General features: G+C 71.4%; 17 protein-coding genes. 11 read left to right on the forward strand and 6 right to left on the reverse strand.

Annotated features, from left to right (window positions below):
• The first annotated feature begins 2 nt into the window (after window positions 1-2).
• Window positions 3-1,076 carry a LacI family DNA-binding transcriptional regulator gene (locus ATC03_RS05105; protein WP_067873947.1) on the forward strand — a complete coding sequence of 358 codons (1,074 nt, stop codon included), beginning with the start codon at window positions 3-5 and terminating at the stop codon, window positions 1,074-1,076.
• An 11-nt stretch (window positions 1,077-1,087) separates the two neighbouring features.
• Here the strand turns inward: ATC03_RS05105 and ATC03_RS05110 are convergent, their stop codons facing one another.
• From ATC03_RS05110 to ATC03_RS05130, 5 genes are read right to left on the reverse strand one after another with little or no spacing between them, the layout of a single operon-like run.
• Entirely contained in the window at window positions 1,088-2,698 is a 1,611-nt protein-coding gene (locus tag ATC03_RS05110; RefSeq protein WP_067873950.1) for a glycoside hydrolase family 43 protein, read from the reverse strand.
• 11 nt (window positions 2,699-2,709) lie between these two features.
• On the reverse strand, window positions 2,710-5,226 hold the full coding sequence (locus ATC03_RS05115) for a beta-xylosidase/alpha-l-arabinosidase (RefSeq protein WP_067873953.1): 2,517 nt from the start codon (window positions 5,224-5,226) through the stop codon (window positions 2,710-2,712).
• Window positions 5,223-6,101 (reverse strand): carbohydrate ABC transporter permease, encoded by an 879-nt coding sequence (locus ATC03_RS05120; protein WP_067873956.1) that lies wholly within the window; start codon window positions 6,099-6,101, stop codon window positions 5,223-5,225. Before ATC03_RS05120 ends, ATC03_RS05115 begins: the two co-directional genes overlap by 4 nt.
• The gene (locus ATC03_RS05125) at window positions 6,098-7,159 is read right to left on the reverse strand and encodes a carbohydrate ABC transporter permease (protein WP_074400974.1); all 1,062 of its coding nucleotides are present in this window, start codon (window positions 7,157-7,159) and stop codon (window positions 6,098-6,100) included. The genes ATC03_RS05120 and ATC03_RS05125 overlap by 4 nt, the downstream gene beginning before the upstream one ends.
• Window positions 7,160-7,173: 14 nt before the next feature.
• Entirely contained in the window at window positions 7,174-8,469 is a 1,296-nt protein-coding gene (locus ATC03_RS05130; protein WP_152030873.1) for an extracellular solute-binding protein, read from the reverse strand.
• Between the two features lie 122 nt (window positions 8,470-8,591).
• Between ATC03_RS05130 and ATC03_RS05135 the strand changes: the two genes are divergently transcribed.
• Window positions 8,592-9,767, forward strand: a complete 1,176-nt coding sequence (locus ATC03_RS05135; RefSeq protein WP_067873961.1) for an ROK family transcriptional regulator — start codon at window positions 8,592-8,594, stop codon at window positions 9,765-9,767.
• A 110-nt stretch (window positions 9,768-9,877) separates the two neighbouring features.
• On the opposite strand, the gene ATC03_RS05140 is transcribed toward ATC03_RS05135, so the two are convergent.
• Entirely contained in the window at window positions 9,878-10,486 is a 609-nt protein-coding gene (locus ATC03_RS05140; RefSeq protein ID WP_084003300.1) for a TetR/AcrR family transcriptional regulator, read from the reverse strand.
• Between the two features lie 121 nt (window positions 10,487-10,607).
• Between ATC03_RS05140 and ATC03_RS05145 the strand changes: the two genes are divergently transcribed.
• The 9 genes from ATC03_RS05145 to ATC03_RS05185 all read left to right on the forward strand — a co-directional run bounded on the left by ATC03_RS05145 (window position 10,608) and on the right by ATC03_RS05185 (window position 22,965).
• A complete protein-coding gene (locus ATC03_RS05145) occupies window positions 10,608-12,347 on the forward strand; it encodes an FAD-dependent oxidoreductase (protein WP_067873964.1) in 1,740 nt (579 codons plus the stop codon).
• 313 nt (window positions 12,348-12,660) lie between these two features.
• Window positions 12,661-13,935, forward strand: coding sequence for a multidrug effflux MFS transporter (locus ATC03_RS05150; RefSeq protein ID WP_067873967.1), 1,275 nt, complete (start codon window positions 12,661-12,663; stop codon window positions 13,933-13,935).
• A 254-nt stretch (window positions 13,936-14,189) separates the two neighbouring features.
• On the forward strand, window positions 14,190-15,053 hold the full coding sequence (locus ATC03_RS05155; protein WP_227820236.1) for a phosphatase PAP2 family protein: 864 nt from the start codon (window positions 14,190-14,192) through the stop codon (window positions 15,051-15,053).
• Between the two features lie 90 nt (window positions 15,054-15,143).
• Entirely contained in the window at window positions 15,144-16,166 is a 1,023-nt protein-coding gene (locus ATC03_RS05160) for a LacI family DNA-binding transcriptional regulator (RefSeq protein WP_067873970.1), read from the forward strand.
• A 382-nt stretch (window positions 16,167-16,548) separates the two neighbouring features.
• Complete coding sequence (locus tag ATC03_RS05165; RefSeq protein ID WP_067873973.1) at window positions 16,549-17,883, forward strand: ABC transporter substrate-binding protein; 1,335 nt, start codon at window positions 16,549-16,551, stop codon at window positions 17,881-17,883.
• A gap of 129 nt (window positions 17,884-18,012) precedes the next feature.
• Window positions 18,013-18,969, forward strand: coding sequence for a carbohydrate ABC transporter permease (locus tag ATC03_RS05170; RefSeq protein WP_067873977.1), 957 nt, complete (start codon window positions 18,013-18,015; stop codon window positions 18,967-18,969).
• Window positions 18,969-19,925: a carbohydrate ABC transporter permease gene (locus ATC03_RS05175; protein ID WP_084003301.1), complete on the forward strand. Its 957-nt coding sequence runs from the start codon at window positions 18,969-18,971 to the stop codon at window positions 19,923-19,925. The genes ATC03_RS05170 and ATC03_RS05175 overlap by 1 nt, the downstream gene beginning before the upstream one ends.
• A gap of 97 nt (window positions 19,926-20,022) precedes the next feature.
• Entirely contained in the window at window positions 20,023-21,534 is a 1,512-nt protein-coding gene (gene arfA, locus ATC03_RS05180; protein WP_067881494.1) for an arabinosylfuranosidase ArfA, read from the forward strand.
• 123 nt (window positions 21,535-21,657) lie between these two features.
• Window positions 21,658-22,965: an FAD-binding protein gene (locus ATC03_RS05185; RefSeq protein WP_067873980.1), complete on the forward strand. Its 1,308-nt coding sequence runs from the start codon at window positions 21,658-21,660 to the stop codon at window positions 22,963-22,965.
• The last annotated feature ends 82 nt before the right edge of the window (window positions 22,966-23,047 follow it).

Here is a 23,047-nt window from a genome sequence, read left to right on the forward strand (position 1 = left end):
ACATGAAGGCGGATGTCGGAGTCGAGCGAGTCACCCTGGCCGAGATCAGCGAAGACCTCGGGGTCAGCCTGTCGACGATCTCGAAGGTGCTGAACGGGCGATCGGATGTCTCCGCGTCGACGCGCGAGCGTATCGAGCGCGTACTGCACGAACGGGGGTACGTGCGCCGCGGCGGCGGCCGTTCCGAGGCGCGCGCCGACCTCATCGAGCTCGTCCTCCACGAGCTCGACGAGATCTGGTCGATGGAGGTCATCGGCGGCGTCGAGGAGGCCGCCAAGGAGCACGGACTGAGCGTCGTGCTCACGGTGTCGGGCGATCGGCACGCACCCGACCCCGACTGGATCGACGGCGTTATCAGGCGGCGCCCGGTCGGCGTCGTGCTCGTCTTCAGCGACCTGGCCCCCGAGCACCGTGAGCGCCTGCGCTCGCGCGCCATCCCGTTCGTCATCGTCGACCCGGCGGGCGACCCGACACCCGAGGTGCCGAGCGTCGGCTCGGCGAACTGGTCGGGCGGCCTGGCCGCCACCAGGCACCTCATCGAACTTGGGCACCGTCGGGTCGCGACCATCACCGGGCCCGAGGACATGATGTGCTCGCTCGCGCGCGTCGACGGGTATCGCTCGGCGATGAACTCGGCCGGCCTGCCGATCGATCCGGCCTGGATCCGGTTCGGCGACTTCCACGTCACCGGTGGCCGCAATCACGCGAGCGAACTCCTGGCGCTGCCCGCCGACGAGCGTCCGACCGCGATCTTCGCGGGCAGCGACCTGCAGGCGCTCGGCGTCATGGACGCGGCACGCGCGGCCGGGCTCGCGGTTCCGGGCGACCTGTCGATCGTCGGCTACGACGACGTGCCGATCAGCCGGTGGGTGACGCCGCCGCTCACGACCGTGCACCAGCCGCTGCGACGCATGGGCGAGGAGGCGGCCCGGCTTGTCATCCGCCTCGCGACCGAGGCCGATGCCGCCCGCGGCGGGGGCGCTGCGGGCGAACGCAACGCGTCGACACCGCGCATGGACCTCGCGACGAGCCTGGTCGTGCGCGAGAGCACGGCGCCGCCGCCGACCACGGTGTAGCGTCGGCGCGCCTACGCGACCCGGTACTCGATGCGCAGCGCCTGAACGTCGGCGAAGGCATCCGCCGACTCCGGCCCGGTCGCGAAGACACCCGCCCAGACGCCCAGGAACCCGCCGGCCTCGGTGCTGCTGAGCGAACGGAGGTCGACCGAGCCGAGCGCGAGGGCATCGCCGCCGTGGTGCGCGCGGGCGACCCCCGCGAACCCCTCGATCGAGAACTCCAGTGTGACGGGGCCGGGGCCGGAGCCGACCTCGGCCGAACCGATGAGCCGGTCGACGCCGTCGACGTGCTGCACGAGTGCGACGGTTCCCTCGTCGAGTTCGAGTCGAACGTGCCTCGCCTCCGACTGGCGCAGGGCCAGCCCGGCGACGAGACCGGGAGCTGCGGATGCCTCGACGTCGGCCGTCACGGTCGCCGACGGCTGCTCGAGCCTGAGCCCGACGAACGCGTGCGGTGCGACCTCGGCGAGGCAGCGCGATGACGGGCGCAGGCGCAGGAATCGGGGGCGTTCGTCGAGGCGGGCCCTCGCCCTGCCACCGGCCGTGCGCACGAGCGAGAGGTCGGGGTGCAGCAGCGGGCCGTCGAACCGCGCTTCGACGACGGAGGCCGCGCCCGCGACATCCGCCGCTCCCTCGACCTGCTCGGCGGCCCAGTCGACCTCGACGGCGTCGGGCAGCCGCCCGAGCCCGGGGGCGAATACCGGCCAGCCGTCCTCCCAGGCGACGGGCACCAGCCAGGTCTCGCGCCCCTGGAGGCCGTCGAGCCCGTCGAGGTTGCGCGTCGCGAGCACGGTGGCCCACCAGCCGCCGCGGCCGTCCTCGACGAGGTCGGCGTGGCCGACGTTCGCGACCGGCGCGGCGCGACCCAGGTGCCGATGCGTGAGCACGGGATTGCCCGCGCTCCCCGAGAACGGACCGAGCGGGCCGGGCCCACGGGCGACGCTCACCGCGTGGTGCCGCTCGGTGCCGCCCTCGCTCGCCAGTAGGAGCACGTCTGTGGCGGACCCCGGGTCGACGGAGGCGTCCGGCGGGATCCCGTACAGGTGCGGTCCCTCGGCCCAGACGGCACCGGCGAGGGCGCCGTTCCAGACGACGCGCTCCTCGCCGACGAGCTGGAGCGTCGCGAGGTCGAACTCCCGCACCCACACCTCGGTCTGCTCGGGCCAATCGGGTTCGGCGGCGAGGCGCGTGCCGCTCCACCACGCCCGGCCGTCGCGGTCGACGAAGAGCGAGGGGTCGATGCCCTCGGCCTCCGCGACCCAGACCGGGTCCGACCACGGGCCGGCCGCGTCGGTCGCCGTCACGACGAAGCTCCCGCGGCGAGCGGTGCGGCCCGTGTCGTCGACGAGCGTGCACACGACCAGGAAGCGCCCCGCGTGATGCCGGATCGTCGCCGCGAAGAGCCCGCCCGACGATGCGACGCCCGAGAGGTCGAGCTGATCCTCGCGATGGACGGCGTGCCCCACGGGTTCCCAGTGCACGAGGTCGGTCGACCGGTGCACCGGGAGCCCCGGGAAGTACTCGAACGACGACGTGACGACGTAGAACACGTCGTCGACGCGGCAGATGCTCGGGTCGGGTCGGCATCCGGGCAGCACCGGGTTGCGCGCGATCGCGGCCATCGGATGCCTCGTCAGGCCGTCGTCGCCGTCGGAGCCGTCGCGACGGCGTCCGCCGCGACGGGGCCTGCCGCAACGGGGTCCACGACCTCGACGAGCACCTCGGGGTGCAACCGCCTCGTGTGGTCGACCGCCCGCACCGCACCGGTCAGCTCGACCTCGTGCGCGAACACCGGATCGCCGCTCGAGCGTCCGGCCGTGAGCACGAGCGCGCCGGGCTCGACGATCCGCACGCCGTCGCGCCCGGTGAACGACGCGAGGTCGGTCGGCACCGTGAAGCGCACCTCGGCGGCCTCGCCCGCGGCGAGTTCGAGCCTGGCGAACCCGACGAGCCGCTGCACGGGGCGCACGACCGAGGCGACCGGGTCGTGCAGGTACAGCTGCACGACCTCGACGCCGGCGCGCTCGCCGCTGTTGCGCACGCGGAGTCGCACGGTCGCGGCGCCGTCGGTGGCGATCGTCGTCTCGTCGCCCGACCAGTCGCTCCACTCGAACGACGTGTAGGTCAGGCCGTGGCCGAACGGGTACCGCGCCGTCGGGTCGATGCTCGAGACGCCGTTCGCGCGCGCGAGCGGCGAGGCGAGGTAGGTCGACGGATGCACGCCAGCGGATGCGGGCACCGACACCGGCAGGCGTCCGGAGGGTGCGACGCGTCCGCTGAGGATGCCGGCGATCGCCCGGGTTCCCTCCTCGCCGGCGAAGAACGCCTCGAGGATCGCGGCGGCCCGGTCGGGGGCCGTGCCGAGGGTGTACGGGCGCCCGGCGAGCATGGCGAGCACCGTCGGGGTGCCGGCGTCGAGCACGGCCTCGAGCAGCGCCGACTGGGCGCCGGGCAGCGCGAGCGACTCGGCGTCGCAGCCCTCGCCGCTCGTGCCCCGGCCGAAGAGGCCCGCGCGGTCGCCCAGCGCGAGCACCACCAGGTCGGCACCGGATGCCGCGGCCACCGCCTCGTCGAATCCCGAGGTGTCGCCGTCGTCGATGCCCGTGCCCGTCGCGTAGGTCACCGTCGACGCGGGGAACTCGGCGCGGATCGAGGCGAGCAGCGTCGGCAGCGCGATGCCGTCGCCCGACTCGGGGTGGTGCACCCCGACGTGGGTCGGGAACGCGTAGCAGCCGAGCACGGCGAACCGGTCGTCGGCGGTCGGGCCGATGACCGCGATGCGGGCCGGGGCCGGGCGAGACGTGTCGTCGTTCGCCCCGCGGACGTCGTCGCCTCCGCCGCCGAGCGGCAGCGTGCCGTCGTTGCGCAGCAGCACGATCGCGCGCTCGGCGATCTCGGCCGCGAGCGCCCGGTTGGCGGGCGGGTCGAGGTCGATCGAGCCGCGGACCGCGTCGGCGTCGTCGGCGCGGTCGCCGAGGTGACCCAGCGCCGGCGGCGTGGCATCCCAGCCGTCATCGAGCAGGCCGAGCTCGGCCTTCTGCGCGAGGACGCGCCGCAGAGCCCGATCGAGCACGGCTTCGTCGAGCCGGCCGTCGGCGACGGCCGCGATCAACGGGGCGCCGAAGGCGTGCACGGTCGGCAGCTCGACGTCGATGCCCGCGGTCAGCGCGGCGGCCGCGGCATCGCCGAGCGAACCCGCGGTGCCGTGCAGCGTCTGCAGGAACGCGACCGAGAAGTAGTCGGCCACCACGGTTCCCGAGAAGCCCCAGACGCCGCGCAGCAGGTCGGTCAGCAGGGAGGCGTCCGCAGCCGTCGGCACGCCGTCGAGGTCGGTGTACGCGTTCATGACCGACCGCGGCCGCCCCTCGCGCAGCACCATCTCGAACGGCGGGAGCAGCACGTCGGCGAGCTCCCTCGGCCCCACCGAGACGGGCGCGAGGTTGCGGCCCGCCTTCGACGCGGAGTAGCCCACGAAGTGCTTCAGCGTCGCGACGACGCCCGCCGACTCCAGGCCGCGCACGTAGGCGGCGCCCACCGTGCCGACGAGGTACGGGTCCTCGCCCATGGTCTCCTCGACGCGGCCCCACCGGGCATCGCGCACGACGTCGAGCACGGGCGCCAGACCCTGGTGCACGCCCACCGATCGGAGGTCGTCGCCGATGCGGCGCGACATCCGCTCGACGAGCTCGGGGTCGAAGGTCGCGGCCCACGACAGCGGCACGGGGTAGGCGGTCGCACCCCAGGCCGCGAAGCCCGCGAGGCACTCCTCGTGGGCGAGCGCCGGAATGCCGAGTCGGCTCTCGGCGACGATGCGGCGCTGCGCCCGTGCGAGCGACAGCGCGCCGAGACCCGGGTCGACGGGCGCCGTGCCGAACGGACGCGTGAGCTGGCCGAGGCCGTTCGGCAGCAGCTCGTCGAGGTCGACGTCGCCGCTCATCTCGTGCTGGTTCGGGGCGACGTCGCCGCCCTCGGCGGAGGCGCCCACCCACACGCCGTAGAGCTGGGCGACCTTCTCGTCGAGGGTCAACTCGGCGATGAGCGCGTCGGCGCGGGCAGCGGCGGGCAGCGTGGTGTCGCGCCAGGACGGCGCGTCTGCGATGGGTCGCCGGCCCGCGGCATCCGTCACCGTGATCTGCTCGTGGGCGCTCATCCCTTCACCGCCCCGGTGAGGCCGCCGACGATGCGACGCTCGAAGATGCTGAAGAACACGAGCGCGGGGATCATCGAGAGCGACGTGAACGCGAGCACCTTGGCCGTGTCGACCGAGTACTGCGAGGCGAACGCCTGCACGCCCAACGGCAGGGTGTACGACGCCTCGTTGTTCAGGATGAACAGCGGCAGGATGTAGCTGTTCCAGCTCGCGATGAACGCGAGGATGCCGACCGTGATGACGCCGGGCAGGGCGAGCGGCAGCACCATGCGCCAGAAGAATCCGAGGCGCGAGCAGCCGTCGATCGAGGCCGCCTCCTCGATCTCGTCGGGGATCGCGCGCAGGAACGGCACGAGGATGATGATCGTGGCCGGCAGGGCGAACGCGATCTGCGGCAGGATGACGCCGGCCAGCGAGTTCGTCAGTCCGAGGTTGCGCACCACGAGGTAGAGCGGCGTGATCGCCACGGTCATCGGGAACATGAGCCCGGCCGCGAACACGGCGTAGAGCAGGCCCCGGCTCCTGAACCGGTACCTGGCGAGCACGTAGCTGGCCATGAGGCCGAGCGCGACGACGCCGACCGTCGTGACGACCGCGGCGACCGTGGAGTTCAGCACCTCGCCCCAGAAGGTGGTGCTCACGAGCACGTCGGCGTAGTTCGTGAACACCCACGGCGACGGCAGTGCCGACGGATCGGTCGTGATCTGCGAGTTCGTGCGGAAGCCGCCGATGATGATGTACGCGATCGGCGCGAGCATCAGCGCGACGACGACGAAGCCGACGAAGTAGATGGCGGGGCTGCCCCATGGCAGCGTGCCGTTCCCGCGCGGGCGCCTTGCCCGCGGGATGGCGATGGAGGTGATCGATGCGGTCATCGGCCCGTCCGTTCGGTGAGGGCGCCGGCGGTGTCGCGGCGCAGCACGAAGCGCTGGTAGACGAGGGCGACGACGAGCGAGATGAGGAAGAGCACGACGGCGACGGCGTTGCCGTAGCCGTAGTTGCCGGCGTTGCGTCCGTTGGCGACCATGTAGGTCGCCATGGTCGAGGTGCCCGCGGTCGAGGCCACGTACTGGCCCCAGATGATGTAGACGAGGTCGAACAGCTGCAACGAGCCGATGATCGAGAGGAACGCCCAGATGCGCAGCGTCGGCCCGAGCAGGGGCAGCGTGATGCGGCGCTGGATCTGCCAGTACGAGGCGCCGTCGATCTGCGCGGCCTCGGTAAGCTCCTGCGGGATGCCCTGCAGGCCGGCGAGGAAGAGGATGACGGCGAAGCCGATGTACTTCCAGGTGATGATGCCGAGCAGGGTCCAGATCGCGATGTCGGGGTCGGCGAGCCAGTCCTGCGCGAGGCCGCCCAACCCGACCTTCTCGAGGAGGCCGTTCAGCGCGCCCTCGCTCTGCAGCATCAGGCTCCAGCCCGTGCCGACGACGACCTCGGCGAGCACGTAGGGCACGAAGATGAGCACCCGGATCACGGACTGGCCGCGCATCGGGCGGTTGAGGAGCAGGGCGAGCAGCAGCGCGGCCGGACCCTGGAGCACGAGCGACATGACGACGATGATCGCGTTGTGCGAGAGCGCCTCGTGGAACGCGGTGTCCTGCAGGATTGTGACGTAGTTCTGCAGGCCGACGAAGTCGGTGGGCGGTCCGAAGCCCTTCCACCGGAAGAACCCGTAGTAGCCGGCCATGACGACCGGGAAGATGACGAACGCGAGGAAGACGATGAGGGCGGGTCCCACGAGCACCGCGATCTCGATGGCCTTCAGGTGGTCGCGGCGGGGACGCCGGGGGCGGGCGGAGTCGGGGCGACGTCGGCGGCCGGGCGACGTCGCGTCGATCCGGTCGGCGGCCGGGGACGGCGTGCCGCCCCCGGCCGTGACGTCGTCCGCGTCGACTCGACCCTCGGCGGGTGAGTTGGTGCGAACGCTCATGATGTGCTCGGCCCTCAGCCCTTCTGGATGGCTTCGTCGACGGCGTCGACGATGCCCTGGGGCGAGCCCTTGCCGGCGAGCAGGTCGACGACGCCCACGTTGAGCGCGTTGCCGACGTTCTGGCCGAGGAGGGTGTCGAGCCAGACCGAGACGTACGGCGCCTCGTTGACTGCGGCGAGCACCTCCTGGAGGGCCGGGTCGGTGACGACGCTCTGGGCGTCCTTGTTGGCGGGCAGCGTCACGAACGCGTTCGCGTAGCCCTCCTGATACTGCTTCTGCGAGGCGAACTCGAGGAACTCGCCGCACTCTTTCGGAGCGTCGACGTAGCAGGAGAACCCGTCGACGCCGCCCATCATCGCGCCGGATTCGCCGTCACCGCCGTCGACCGCCGGGAACGGGAACCAGCCGAGGTCGGCGAGGGGCTTCTCGTCGGGCGTCAGCGAGGCGATCACTCCCGGGTCCCAGGCGCCCATGAGCTCCATGGCGGCCTTGTGGTTGGCCACGAGGCCGGCCGAGGAGCCGGCGCCCTGCTGGGCGGTCGTGGTGAGGAAGCCCTGGTTGAACGGCTCGGTGCCCGCGAAGTCCGCGAGGTCCTCGCCGGCGCGCAGCCAGCAGTCGTCGGTGAAGCTCGGGTCGTCGGTCAGGCCGGCGAACACGTCCTGCGAGCACTCGCGGAGCGCGAAGAAGTAGAACCAGTGCGCTGCGGGCCAGGCGTCCTTGGCCCCGAGCGCGATCGGGTCGATGCCGGCGGCCTTGAGCTTGTCGACGGCGTCGCCGAGTTCGTCGAACGTCGTCGGCGTCGCGGTGATGCCGGCCTGCTCGAACAGGTCCTTGCTGTAGTAGATGCCGCCGGGCAGCACCGAGGAGGGCACGCCGTAGAGCTTGCCGTCGACCGTAAACGCCGAGAGCGCGCCGTCGCCGAGCGCGGCCTTCGTGTCGTCGGAGAGCGCCGAGGAGAGGTCCTGGGCCTGACCGGCCTCGACGACGGCCGCGAGCTTGCCGCCGCCGCGCGCCATGAAGATGTCGGGGGCGTCGCCGGAGTTCAGGGCGGTCTGGAGCTTGCCGTCCATCTCCTCGTTCTGGATCGCCTGGATCTCGATCTTCACGTCGGGGTGCTCGGCCTCGAAGTCGGCGGCCGTGGCCTCCCAGTAGGCCTTGCCGTCGCCGGTCGTGGAGTTGTGCCAGAAGGTCAGGGTGACCGCTCCGTCTCCGCCGTCGCCGTCGCCGGCGCTGCATCCGGCCAGGGCGCCGATGGCGAGTGCTGCTGCGGCGCTGATGGCGGTGACCCGGCCGATGCGTCGTCTGTTCATCATTGAACCTCTCGAAAGTTTCGACACTTTTGTCGAAAGTGATCTGGACGCCTCGAATATACGACGCGAACCATTTGCGGTCAAGCGCAACAAATTCGCACCGCCCCTCTAAACTCGTTCCCGTGTCAGATCGCGCGGGAACCTTCGACGGCGTGCACCGCCGCAACCTCGCCAAGCTCCTCGGCCTCGTGCACCTCGAGGGGCCCATGTCGCGCGCCCGGCTCACGGTCGAGACCGGGCTCAACCGCTCGACCGTCGCCGCGCTCGCTGCGGAACTCGTCGAGCTCGGACTCGTCGAGGAGCGCGCACCCGACCCGACCAACCGCGTCGGCCGCCCGTCGCCCGTGATCGCCGCCGACGAACGCGTCGTGGCGATCGCCGTGAACCCCGAGGTCGACGCCGTCACCATCGCCGCCGTCGCCCTCGACGGCCGCGTTCCCGCCCGTGAGCGCATCGAGGTCGACCACGTCGTGACGCCCGAGGAGACGGCCGAGCTCATCTCGGCCACCCTCCGGCGGTGGGCCGACGGACCCCTGGCCGAGGCGCGCATCGTCGCGATCGGCCTCGCGGTGCCCGGTCTCGTGCGCGCCTCCGACGGACTCGTGCGATTCGCGCCGCACCTGGGCTGGCGCGACGTGCCGATCCGCACGCTGGTCGAGTCGGCCACGGGGCTGTCGGTCGTGGTCGGCAACGACGCCTCGCTCGGCGTCATCGCCGAGCACCTCTTCGGAGCGGGCCGCGGTGTCGACGACCTCGTCTACCTGAACGGCGGTGCGAGCGGCATCGGCGGCGGGCTCGTGATCGCCGGCCGGCCCGTCGGCGGCGCGGGCGGCTACGCGGGGGAGTTCGGGCAGAACCGCCCCGGCATCGGTTCGCCCGACGATCGCCGAGCCGTCGGCGGCGTGCTCGAGGACGAGGTGAGCCGGGCGCGCCTGCTCGCCGTCGCAGGCCTCGAACACGCCGACGAGCCGACGCTCGCGGCGACGCTCGCCGGCAGCGGCTCGCCCGAGGTGGCGGCCGAGCTCGGCCGCCAGCGGCGCATCCTCGCCACCGCGCTCGCGAACGCGATCAACGTGCTGAATCCGACGCTCGTCGTGCTCGGCGGATTCCTCGCCACGGTCGCCGAGAGCGACGTCGAGGCCCTCCGTGACGCGGTCCGGGCGCAGGCCATGCCCGCCGCCGCCGAGACCGTCGAGCTGCGCGTCGCGGCGCTCGGCGAGGACCGCCTGCTGATCGGCGCCGCCGAGGCGGCCTTCGGCGCGCTGCTCGACGACCCGCTCGGCGGCGCGGGGGACTGAGCGCGCCGGCGGCCGCAGGCCGCGTGGGCCGCAGGCCGCGTGGGCCGCAGGCCGAGTGGGCCGCAGGCCGCGTGGGCCGCAGGCCGAGCGGTTCAGCCGGCCGAGCGACGTCAGCCCGGTGCGGCCGGCGCGAACGACCGGCGGAAGATCGCCCACGCCTGCTCGGCCATCGGGCGCCGGTCCGCGGCATCCGCTCGGGCGAGCAGGTCGGTGAGCATCGTGATCGAGAGCAGCACGTCGCTGTCGTCGACGTGTTCGCCGACTCGGCCTGCGGCGCGTTCGCGCGCGACGACGGTGCCGACGATCACGGCGAGGCGGGCGCTCAGATGCATGACGCGGTCTTCGAACTGGTGCTGCCAGATGAGGTCGATGAGCGCGGTCGAGACGGCGGCGAGGTCGATGATCGCGTCGATGAGGTCGTCGAGCGTCATCGCCGGGTCGGCGACGGATGCCTCGAGGGCGTCGAGATTCTCGTCGAAGACCGCGACGGCGAGCGCCGCCTTGTCGGGGAAGTGCCGGTAGAGGCTGCCCTGGCCGACGCCCGCCCGCTTGGCGACGGCGCTGAACGGCGCCTGCAGGCCGGATTCGGCGAAGATCTCGCGCGCGGCGGCGATGATCGCGCGCCGGTTCTCGGGGCCGGCGATCGGACCGCGGTTGGCCTTCGCGGGCGAGGCGGCGTCGGCGTGCGCGCTCGGTTCCGGGCTCTTCCGGGGCGTCACTGGGCTCTTCCGGGGCGTCACTGGGCTCTTCCGGGGCGTCACTGGGCTCTTCCGGGAATCGGGCACGGGTGTTAGCGTACAACCGTTACCGGACAACGATGTCCGGTAGAAGGAGGACGCAATGACCGCATCTTGGGACCGCGAGGTCGACGTGCTCGTCGCCGGCAGTGGTGCCGCCGGCATGACCGCCGCGATCGCCGCGGCCGATCGCGGGCTGTCGACGCTCATCGTCGAGAGCACCGACCGCTGGGGCGGCACGACCATGCGCAGCGGCGGCGGGCTGTGGATGCCGAACAACCCCGTCATGAAGCGCAGGGGCATCGCCGACTCGCGCGCCGAGGCGCTGACCTACCTCGAGTCCGCCATCGGCCCGGTCGACGCGATCGGGCCCGCGAGCTCGCAGGCCAGGCGGGAGGCGTTCATCGACACGATCCCCGAGCTCGTGAACCGGCTCGAGGAGCTCGGCGTGCGCTGGGCCGTCGCGAAGGACTACCCCGACTACTACCCCGATCGCCCGGGCGGCAAGATCGGCCGCGGCATCGAATCGAAGCCGTTCGACGCCAAGAAGCTCGGTGACTGGCGCAAGACCTCGCGCACGGGCGACTCCATCCCAGCGCCGATGCAGACCGACGACGTCTGGCTGCTCATGCGCGCCTGGTCGTCGTTCTCGGGGTTCGTGCGCGGCGCGCGGTTCGTGTTCCGCACGCTCGGCGGGCTCGTCACGGGCAAGAACCTGTACGGGTTCGGCGGCGGGCTCATGCTCCAGCTCGGGTACATCGCGAAGCAGCAGGGCACCGAGATCCTGCTGAGCTCGCCGCTCACCGAGCTCGTGAAGGACGACGACGGTCGCGTGATCGGCGCGGTCGTGGCGGCGCCGGGCGGAGCGCTGCGCATCCGGGCCCGGCACGGCGTGATCCTCGGCGCCGGCGGATTCGCCGCGAACACCGCCTGGCGGCAGAAGTACCACGGCATCCCCGGCTACACGTCGGCCGCCGAGGGCGACCTCGGCACGGCGATCCAGGCCGGTGTCGAGGCGGGCGCCGACGTCGCGCTCATGGACGACGCGTGGTGGGGCGCCTCCGTACCGGTGCCGGGCAAGCAGGCCATGTTCGTGCTCAACGAGCGGTCCGACCCGTTCAGTTTCGTCGTCGACCAGTCCGGCGCGCGCTACCTGAACGAGTCCGAGAGCTACATCGACTTCGGTCACCACCTGCTCGAGCGCAACGAGGTCTCGCCGGCGAACCCGTCGTGGCTCGTCGTCGAGAAGCGGCACCGCCAGCGCTACATGTTCGGCGCGCTGCTCGCCGACGGCAAGCAGCTCTTCCGCGAGGGTGTGGCCGTCAAGGCCGACACCCTCGAGGAGCTCGGCGAGAAGATGGGCGTCGACCGGGCCACGTTCGCCGCGACGGTCGAGCGATTCAACGCGCTCGCCCGCGGCGGCGTCGACGTCGACTTCGGCCGAGGCCGAACCGCCTACGACCGGTACTACAGCGACCCGCGCGTGAAGCCGAACCCCAACCTCGCCGCGCTCGAGAAGGGGCCGTTCACCGCCGTGCAGCTCGTGCCCGGCGACCTCGGCACCAAGGGCGGCCTGCTGACCGACGAGCACGCGCGCGTGCTCGACGTCGACGGCGGGGTCATCGAGGGCCTCTACGCCGCGGGCAACACCACGGCCTCCGTCATGGGACGAACGTACCCCGGCCCGGGTTCGACGATCGGGCCGGCGGCGGTGTTCGGGTACCTGGCGGCCGCGCACGCGGCGGGGCGGGTGGCCGGGGTTCCGGCGTCGACCGCCGCGGCTCCGGCCGAGCAGGCGGCACAGGCCGGTGAGGCCGAGTCGGTCGAGGTGCCGGCGGGCTGAGCACGCGAAGGGCGAGCACAGTATCCGGTGAGCGGATGCCGCGACGGCGCGTCGCGGCATCCGCCCACGTCTGCCCGACGAACCGCGCGCCGAGCGTTCGGGAAGGCGCCCGCCTGCGGCATCCGCGAAACCCGAACGCAATTCGGACTTGCGGCCGGGGAGGGGGCCTCGGGTACACTTGACGACAGTCGAATCGATTCGAGCCCACCGAGGGGCCGAGTCGCACCACGACGGCGCCCCGCGGGGCGCCGTTTCCTGTCTCCCGGCGTCCGAGGGCGTGCGCCGCCGCACTCGAGCACGCCTGGACACCCGCATGTCATCAACCGCCTCCATCCCGATCCTCCGACCGTCCGACTACGAGGTGCCGTCGCACCCCGGCGACCGCCTGAGCCGTCGCCAGCGACTGGTGTACGTGCTCGTGCTCGGCGCGCTCACCGCGCTCGGCCCGTTCACCGTCGACCTCTACCTGCCCGCGTTCCCCGTGCTGCAGAGCGAGCTCGGCGTCTCGGCCGCGGCCGTGCAGCTGACCCTCACGGGCACCATGCTCGGCTTCGGGTTCGGCCAGCTCATCGTCGGCCCGTGGAGCGACAAGGTCGGTCGCCGCCTGCCGCTGATCCTCTCGACGGTGCTGCACATCGCGGCCTCCGTGGGTGCGGCGTTCGCGCCCGACATCACGTGGCTGTTCGTCTTCCGCCTGCTGCAGGGCTTCGGCGCAGCGGCCGGCGGCGTCGTGGCGATGGCCATGGTGCGCGACCTCTTCGGAGGCAAGCCGCTCGTGCGCATGCTCTCGCGCCTCGCGCTCGTCAACGGCCTGGCGCCCGTGCTCGCGCCCGTCATCGGCTCGCAGCTCCTCAACGTCATGGACTGGCGCGGCATCTTCATCGTGCTCGCCGTCTACGGACTCGTCGTCGTGCTCGCCGTCGCGTTCCTCATCGTCGAGACCCTGCCCGAGTCGCGCCGCCACGTCGCCGGCCACTCGACCCTGCGCGACCGCTATCGCGCGCTGTTCCGCGACCGCGTGTACCTCGGCGCGGCGATCGTCGGCGGCATGACGTTCACGGGCCTGTTCGGGTACCTGTCGACCTCGTCGTTCCTCTTCCAGGAGCTCTACGCGTTCACCGCGCAGCAGTACGGCATCCTCTTCGCGGTCAACTCGATCGGCATCATCATCGGCGTGCAGACCAGTTCGCGGCTCATGCGCGGATCCGTGCAGCCGCAGTGGATCCTCGCGATCGCCACGATCGTGCACCTCGCCATGGCCGTCGCGATCATGGTGCTCGACTCGTCGGGCGCCGGATTCTGGGGCACCGCGATCCCGCTCTGGATCTACATCCTGGCCTGCGGATTCTCGTTCCCCGCCGTGCAGGTGCTCGCGCTCGCGCACCACGGCGCCGAGGCCGGAACCGCGGCCTCGCTCCTCGGCGCGCTGAACTTCGGCCTCGCCGGGCTCATCTCGCCGCTCATCGGCCTGATGGGCGTCGGCAGCGCCGTGCCCATGGCGATCGTGCAGATCGGCGCGGCGGTGATCGCGATCGCCGCGCTGTGGCTGCTCGTGCGTCCGAGCACGGTGCCGCCGCTCTCGGACTGACGGCTGCTTCCGGCCCGCCCCGTGCCGACCCTGGGTCAGCGTGCTGCACCGTGGGGAACTCAGGACATTCGGGGAGCCACTCGGCGTGTCGCACCGTTCCTCCGGCGTGTCGCGCGTCGCGTCCTGAATTGTCCACGCGGGCAGGGCGCCCGACGCCCGCCAGCGGCCCGGAGGTCGGGCTCGACCCCGACGCAGGGTGACGGATGCCGCGTGCCGCGCGCCGCGGCATCCGTCGCCCTCGCTAGCGTGGGGCCATGACCGCGCCCGACGAGCCGACCGAGCCCGCCGAGGGCGCCCCCCGCACCGAGCCGTCGCCGGCGGACACGCCGGCGGCCGGGGCGCAACCCGCCGGCCGCCCCGATGCGACCGCGGCCCCGGCCGACGACCTGGCGCCGCATCAGCGCGCGGCGCGCGTGCACCGCATGGCCCGGAGGGTGCCGCTCATCGCGGGCGGCATCGCGGTGGCCATGGGCGCACTGCTCGGCCTCGTGATCGCCGTGCGCGCGGGCGGACTGCCGCTCGGCGTCGACGAGGAGTGGTCGCTCGAGCTCGCCGACACGCGCTCGCCGGCAGCCGACGTCTTCGCGCTGTTCATGAACATGCTGGGCGGGGGCATCGTCGGCGTGATCGTCGTGCCGGTCGGCATCACGATCGTGCTGCTGGTGTTGCGGCGTCCATGGGCGGCGCTGTACTTCGCGCTCGCGTCGGCGGGAAGCGGGCTCGTGGTGCAGGTGCTGAAGGAGCTCTACGGCCGACCGCGCCCCGAGGACATGATGGTCACGAGCGACTTCGGTTCATTCCCGTCGGGGCATGTGGCGAACGCGGCGACGATCGCGGTCGCGCTCGGGATCATCGTGCCCCGGGTCTGGGTGTGGGTGGCCGGCGCCATCTACACCGTGCTCATGGCGATCAGCCGCACGTACCTCGGCGTGCACTGGCTGACCGACACGATCGGCGGCGCGCTCGTCGGAGCGGGCGTCGCGCTGCTGCTCTGGGCCGCGCTGGCGGTGCCGCTCGAGCGTGAGCGGCTCGCTCGACTCGCCCGCATCTCCGAGCGGAACGCCGCGCTCGCACAGGCCCACGTCACACCGCCGTCGCATCCCCGACCCCGTCGCTGACGTGATGTCGACCGGTTGCCGATGCGGCGGAATCCGGCGACACCACTGGGGTACAACGTTGTAGAGTGCTCGCATGAACCCGGAGGCGACATGGCTGTGACGTTGCACGACGTGGCGCGCGTCGCCGGCGTGTCCATCAAGACCGTGTCGAACGTGATCAACGCGTATCCGCACATCCGGCCGGCGACCCGCGAGCGCGTCGAGGCGGCCATCGCCGAGCTCGGCTACGTGCCGAACCTCACCGCGCGCAGCCTGAAGTCCGGCCGAACGGGGGCGATCGCCCTCGCCGTTCCCGAGCTCAGTCTGAGCTACTTCGCCGAACTCGCCGCCGCCGTCATCGAGGCGGCCGAGGCGGCCGGGCTCGTCGTCCTCGTCGAGCAGACCGGCGGCGACCGCGACCGCGAGCTCGAACTGCTCCGCAGCCCCCGCCTCCAGATGACCGACGGCCTGATCTTCAGCGCGTTGGGCATGAGCGAGGCGGATGTCGCGAGCCTCCGCGTCGACTTCCCGATGGTGCTGCTCGGCGAGCGCATCTTCGGCGGCCCGATCGATCACGTGACCATGCGCAACGTCGAGGCGGCGCGTGCGGCGACGGAGTACCTCATCGCCTCTGGGCGTCGCCGCATCGCCGTGGTCGGCGCCCATGAAGACGAGATCGTCGGATCCGCCGCGCTGCGCCTGCAGGGCCACCGCGAGGCGCTCGAGGCGCACGGCATCCCGTTCGACGAGTCGCTCATCGGCTACACGACCCTGTGGCATCGCTCCAACGGCGCGAGGTCGATGACCGAGCTGCTCGACCGGGGCGTCGAGTTCGACGCGGTCTTCGGCCTGAACGACACGCTCGCCCTCGGCGCGATGCGCGTGCTCCAGGCCTCCGGGCGACGCGTGCCCGAGGATGTCGCGGTCATGGGCTTCGACGACCTCGACGAGGCCGGCTACTCGATCCCATCGCTGACCACGGTCGATCCCGGCCAGAAGTGGATCGCCAAGACGGCCGTCGCCACGCTCGTGGAGCGCATCGCCTCGGGCGCCGAACTCGGACCGCCGCGTCTGCTGCTCGCCGACTTCCGCATCGCCGAGCGCGAGTCCGCCCTGGCGCGCGTCGCCGTCTGACCGCCGCCCCTCGCGGCGCCGCCCTTCCCAGCGCCCGCGCCTCGCCGCGCGTTCTGCCGAGGTGCCACAAGTTGCCGCTATTCGGGCCGCGGAAGCGACCGCTTGTGGCGTCTGGGCGCTCTGGAATCGGCGCGCCGCCGCGCGGCGCCGAGGCGCGGCCGCGCTCGACTCGTGCGGGCCTTGCCCGCGCGAGGCGTCCGGCAACCGCTGTCCCGAACGCACTTGACAGCGCGCGCACCCTTCGGCATGATGCTTCTACAACGTTTACTTTACAACGTTGTACAGCCCAGGCATCGATCACGAGCACCCAGCGCCAAGCACCGATCGCCACTGCAGGGCACCAAGACAGAGTTGTCCACCGCAACAGAAAGAGCACCGCACGATGAAGAGCAAGCTCCTGGCCGTCGGCGGCACGGTCGCCGTCGCGGCCGCAGCCCTCACCGGCTGCAGCGCAGGCGAATCCACCTCCGCCACCGAATGCACCAACAAGATCGTGAACGCCGACGCCACCCAGGTGAGCGTCTGGGCCTGGTACCCGGCGTTCGAAGACGTCGTCGACCTGTTCAACGAGAGCCACGACGATGTCCAGATCTGCTGGACCAACGCCGGGCAGGGCAACGACGAGTACACGAAGTTCTCGACGGCCCTCGAGGCGGGTTCGGGCGCTCCCGACGTCATCATGCTCGAGTCCGAGGTGCTCTCGAGCTTCTCGATCCGCGACGGCCTCGTCGACCTCACCGAGTTCGGCGCCGACGACGTGAAGGGCGACTACACCGAGGGCGCCTGGAAGGACGTCTCGAGCGGCGACGCGGTCTACGCGATCCCGGTCGACGGCGGCCCCATGGGCATGCTCTACCGCCAGGACATCCTCGACCAGTACGGCATCGCCGCCCCCACCACGTGGGACGAGTTCGCCGCGGCCGCGCAGACCCTGAAGGACGCGGGCGCGCCCGGCGTGCTCGCCGACTTCCCGACCAACGGCCGCGCCTACAACCAGGCGCTGTTCGCCCAGGCCGGTTCGGTGCCGTTCGCGTACGACAACGCGAACCCCACCGAGATCGGCATCGACGTCAACGACGAGGGCTCGAAGAAGGTCAACGCCTACTGGAACGACCTCGTCGAGAAGGGCCTCGTCGCGACCGACGACGCCTTCACGGCCGACTACAACACGAAGCTCGTCGACGGCAGCTACGCCATCTACGTCGCCGCGGCCTGGGGTCCCGGGTACCTGAGCGGCCTCTCGGATGCCGACAGCGACGCCGTGTGGCGTGCCGCGCCGGTTCCGCAGTGGGACGCCGCGAACCCCGTGCAGATCAACTGGGGCGGGTCGACGTTCGCCGTGACCAGCCAGGCGAAGGACAAGGAGGCGGCCGCGGTCGTCGCCAAGGAGGTCTTCGGCACCGAGGAGGCGTGGAAGATCGGCATCGAGAAGGCCGCCCTGTTCCCGCTGTGGAAGCCGATCCTCGAGTCCGACTACTTCCGCGACCTCGAGTACCCGTTCTTCGGCGGTCAGCAGATCAACAAGGACGTCTTCCTCGAGGCGGCGGCCGGCTACACCGGCTTCACCTTCAGCCCGTTCCAGAACTACGCGTACGACCAGCTCACCGAGCAGCTCTACGCGATGACGCAGGGCGAGAAGAGTTCCGACCAGGCGCTCGACGACCTGCAGGCCTCCCTCGAGACCTACGCGGGCGAGCAGGGCTTCACCCTGGAGTAACGGGTCGGGCGGATGCCTCGTGGGCGACCCCGAGGCATCCGCTCGCCCTTCACCGATCGACCACCGGCCGACGCCCGACCGACCGACCACCGAACCCGACCGCCCACCGCCTCGACGAGGAGAGCGAGCATGACCACCCAGACCACCGCCGGGCCGGAGCCCGTCGCGACGAGGCGCCGCACGTCGGCGCCGAGGCCGCGCGGCTCGCGCCTCGAGCAACGCCGCCAACGCTGGGGCTGGCTCTTCGTCTCCCCGTTCCTCGCGGTCTTCGCCCTGTTCCTGGTGTTCCCGCTGTTCTACGCGTTCGGCATGAGCCTGTTCACGTCGACGCTCGCGACGGGGACGAAGTTCACGGGCCTCGGCAACTACGCGAAGGCGTTCACCGACCCGCTCTTCATGGAGGGCCTGCTGCGCGTCGCGGCCTTCGCGATCGTGATGATCCCGGCGCAGCTGATCGTCGCCCTCCTGGCGGCGCTCGTGCTCGACTCGCTGACGTCGTGGCTCTCGAAGCTGTCGCGGCTGCTCATCTTCGTGCCGTACGCGATTCCGGTGGTCATCGGCGCGCTCATGTGGAGCTTCCTCTACAGCCCGAAGTTCGGGCCGAGCGCGACGCTCTTCACCGCCGTCGGCCTGCCGACGCCCGACTTCCTCGCGTCGGGCACGATCTTCGGCAGCCTCGTGAACATCGTCACGTGGCAGTGGTCGGGCTACTACATGGTCGTGATCTACGCGGCGCTGCGCTCGATCGACCCGTCGATCTACGAGGCCGCCCGCATCGACGGCGCCAACGGCCTGCAGACCGCGCTGCGCATCAAGCTGCCGATGATCTCGTCGTCGATGGTCATGGTGATCACGTTCGCCCTCATCGGCACGCTCCAGTTCTTCACCGAACCCGTGGTGCTCCGCAACATCGCCCAGGGTGCGATCGATGCGGCGTACACGCCGAACATGTACGCGTACTCGCTGGCGTTCTCGTACAGCCAGTTCAACTACGCCTCGGCGATCGCGTTCTCGCTCGGTGCGCTCGTGTTCGCGGGCTCGTACCTCTTCCTCTTCCTCACCCGCAAGCAGAGCGGACTCAAGTGATGGCCATCCTCAACACCCGCGGCGACCACGCCGACGCCCTCACGACCGTCACGGGCGTGCCCGACCACGCGTACCGCGGGCCCCGCGGCCAGCGCGATCGCGACGGACGCCGCAAGGGCGGGCGCCGCATCGGGTCGCACGTGTTCCTGATCATCCTCGCGATCTACTTCATCGTGCCGATCTGGTGGCTCTTCGTCGCCGCCACGAAGGACACGGCAGGCCTGTTCAGCAGCCCGGCGTTCTGGTTCGACGACACGTTCGCGCTGTTCTCGAACATCGGCGAGCTGTTCACCCACCAGGGCGGCATCTACTGGCGCTGGCTCGGCAATTCGTTCCTGTACGCGTTCGCGGGCGGCATCGGCGCGACGATCCTCGCGATCCTCGCGGGCTACGGCTTCGCGAAGTACCGCTTCCGGGGCCGGAACGGCGTCTTCGGCGTCATCCTCGGCTCGGTCATGGTGCCGCTCACGGCGCTCGTGATCCCGACGTTCATGCTGCTCAGCCAGTACGGCATCATCAACACGCCGTGGGCCGTGATCCTGCCCTCGCTGCTGAGCCCGTTCGGCGTGTACCTGATGCGCATCTACACGCAGGACGCGGTGCCCGACGAGATGCTCGAGGCGGCACGCATCGACGGCGCCGGCGAGATCCGCACGTTCTTCCAGGTGGCCCTGCCGCTGCTGAAGCCCGCGATCGTCACGGTGCTGCTGCTCTCGGTGGTCGGCACCTGGAACAACTTCTTCCTCCCGCTGGCCGTGCTGACCGACCCGCAGCTCCTGCCCGTCACCGTCGGCCTCAACCGCTGGACCGCGCTCTCGAACGCCGGCGCCGGCGGCGAGCAGGTCTGGAACCTCATCACCTCGGGCTCGTTCATCTCGGTGATCCCGCTCGTGCTCTCGTTCCTGTTCCTGCAGCGGTACTGGCAGGGCGGCCTGGCCATCGGCTCCATCAAGTGACGGATGCCGCGGCATCCGCCCGACCCTCGCATCGCCGTTCGACCCACCGACCACTCGACCTCGACCGACCCTCGACTTCGATCCTGAAATGAGCATCATGACCACCGCACGCCTCACCGTCGACCCGCACTTCGCGGTCGGCCGCATCGATCGCCGCGTCTTCGGCGGCTTCGTCGAGCACCTCGGCCGCCACGTCTACGACGGCATCTACGAGCCCGGTCACGAGACGGCGGATGCCGAGGGCTTCCGCTCAGACGTCATCGATCTCGTGAAGGAGCTCGGCGTCTCGACCATCCGCTACCCGGGCGGCAACTTCGTCTCGGGATTCCGCTGGGAGGACTCGGTCGGCCCGCGCGAGGCGCGCCCGCGTCGCCTCGACCTGGCGTGGCACTCGACCGAGACGAACGAAGTCGGCCTGCACGAGTTCCAGGGCTGGCTCGACAAGGTCGGCAGCGACCTCATGCTCGCGGTCAACCTCGGCACGCGCGGCACGCTCGAGGCCCTCGACCTGCTCGAGTACACGAACATCGCGGGCGGAACGGCGCTCTCGCAGCAGCGCATCGACAACGGCCGTACCGACGCGTTCGGCGTGAAGATGTGGTGCCTCGGCAACGAGATGGACGGCCCGTGGCAGCTCGGGCACCGCTCGGCCGACGACTACGGCAAGATCGCCTCGCAGACCGCGAAAGCGATGCGCCAGCTCGACCCCTCGGTCGAGCTCGTGGTCTGCGGCTCGTCGAGCGCGCACATGCCGACCTTCGGCGAGTGGGAGCGCGTCGTGCTCACCCACGCATACGACGACGTCGACTACATCTCGTGCCACGCCTACTACGAGGAGCGCGACGGCGACCTCGACTCGTTCCTCGCGTCGGCGGTCGACATGGACCACTTCATCGACTCGGTCGTCGCGACGGCCGATCACGTGAAGGCCGTGAACGGCAGCTCGAAGTCGATCGACATCTCGTTCGACGAGTGGAACGTCTGGTACATCGAGCGCTTCCACGGCGTCGACAAGATCGAGGGGCTCGACAACTGGCCGGTCGCCCCGCGCCTGCTCGAGGACGTCTACTCGGTGGCCGACGCGGTCGTGTTCGGCAACCTCATGATCTCGCTGCTGAAGCACGCCGACCGGGTCACGAGCGCCTCGCTCGCGCAGCTCGTCAACGTGATCGCGCCGATCATGACCGAGCCCGGCGGCATCGCCTGGCGTCAGACGACGTTCTTCCCGTTCTCGATCACCTCACGTCTCGCGCAGGGCGAGGCGCTCGAGCTGAAGCTCGACGCCCCGACCTACTCGACGAAGGCGTACGGCGAGGTGCCGCTCGTCGATGCCGTCGCCACGCACGACGCCGAGACCGGCCGCTCGGCCGTGTTCCTCGTGAACCGCTCGCAGACCGAGGCGCTCACCGTCACGGTCGACATCAGCGGCCTGGGCGAGGTCTCGGTGCTCGAGTCCCACACGCTGTCCGACGACGACGTGTACGCGAAGAACACGCTCGAGCAGCCCGAGCGCGTCGCGCCGCACGCGAACGAGTCGATCGCGATCGACGGCGGCGAGCTGACGATCACGCTCCCGCCGGTGTCGTGGACGGCCGTCTCGCTCGGCTGAGCGCGCAGGCGGCCGCCGCGCGATGCGGCGGCCGCTGACGGCCCGACCGTCGTACGGTGGTGATGGCCGTGAGGCCGCGCCGCGGCATCCGCTCGATCCCGCATCGCACACGACAGGAGCACGATGACGGAACGCACGAACGCCGGTCGCAACTGGGCCGGCAACCTCGCGTACGGCGCCGCACGCATCGCTCGGCCGGCCTCGGTCGACGAGCTGGCCGAGGTCGTGGCCGCGGCGGCGGGCGGGAGCGGGGCCGAGGGCGCCACGCGCGTACGCGCCCTGGGCTCCCGGCACAGCTTCAACCGCATCGCCGACACCGACGGCCTGCTCATCGAGACCGCCGGCCTGCCGCCGCGTGTCGAGATCGACGCCGCAGCGCGCACCGTGCGCGTCTCGGCCGGTCAGCGATACGGCGAGGTCGCCGAGGCACTCGACCGCGAGGGTTGGGCGCTCTCGAACCTCGCGTCGCTGCCGCACATCTCGGTGGCCGGCGCGGTCGCCACCGGAACCCACGGCTCGGGCGACCGGCGCGGGTCGCTCGCGACGCAGGTCGCCGCGCTCGAACTCGTCACGGCCGACGGCTCCGTGCGGTGGCTCCGCCGCGGCGAGCCCGACTTCGACGGCGCGGTCGTCGCGCTCGGTGCGCTCGGCATCGTCACGTCGCTCGAGTTGGACCTCGAGCCGACCTACGAGGTCGCGCAGACCGTGTTCGAACGGCTTCCGATCGAGGCGGTGCTCGCCGATCTCGACGCCGTCACGGGCCTCGCGACCTCGACGAGCCTGTTCACGACCTGGCGCGACCCCGACGTCATCGACCAGCTGTGGCTGAAACAGCGAACGGATGCCGCGGCATCCGCTGCTCTGCCCGGCGTGCTCGCGGCGATGGGCGCCCGACCCGCGAGCGCGAAGCGGCATCCGTTGCCGGGTGTCTCGGCCGAGCACTGCACCGACCAGCTCGGCGTTCCCGGCCCGTGGTTCGCGCGGCTGCCGCACTTCAAGCTCGGCTTCACGCCATCGAACGGCGACGAGCTGCAGTCGGAGTTCCTCGTGCCGCGCGAGCATGCCGCCGACGCGATCGCCGCGGTGCGCGGGCTCGCGGGCTCGATCGCCCCGCTGCTGCAGGTGAACGAGATCCGCACGGTCGCGGCCGACACGCTCTGGCTGTCGTCGTCGTTCGAGCGCCCGGCCGTCGGCCTGCATTTCACCTGGCTGCCGGACCAGCCCGCGGTCGAGTCCCTGCTGCCGACGCTGCAGGCCGCGCTCGCGCCGTTCGAGGCGCGACCGCACTGGGGCAAGCTCTTCGACGTCACCGAGGCGAGCGAGCGGATGCCGCAGCTCTACGCTCGCTGGAACGACTTCCGTTCGCTCAGGGCCAGGTACGACCCGAACGGCGTGTTCCGCAACGAGCTGCTGGAGCGTCTCGGACTCTGAATCCGGCTCGCGAGGTCGCGCCGCGGACACGACGGAGCCCCCGGATCGCGAGATGCGACCCGGGGGCTCCGGTGCGTTCGGG

It is taken from the genome of Agromyces aureus, from assembly GCF_001660485.1.
In the GTDB taxonomy this organism is placed as follows: Bacteria; Actinomycetota; Actinomycetes; order Actinomycetales; family Microbacteriaceae; genus Agromyces; species Agromyces aureus.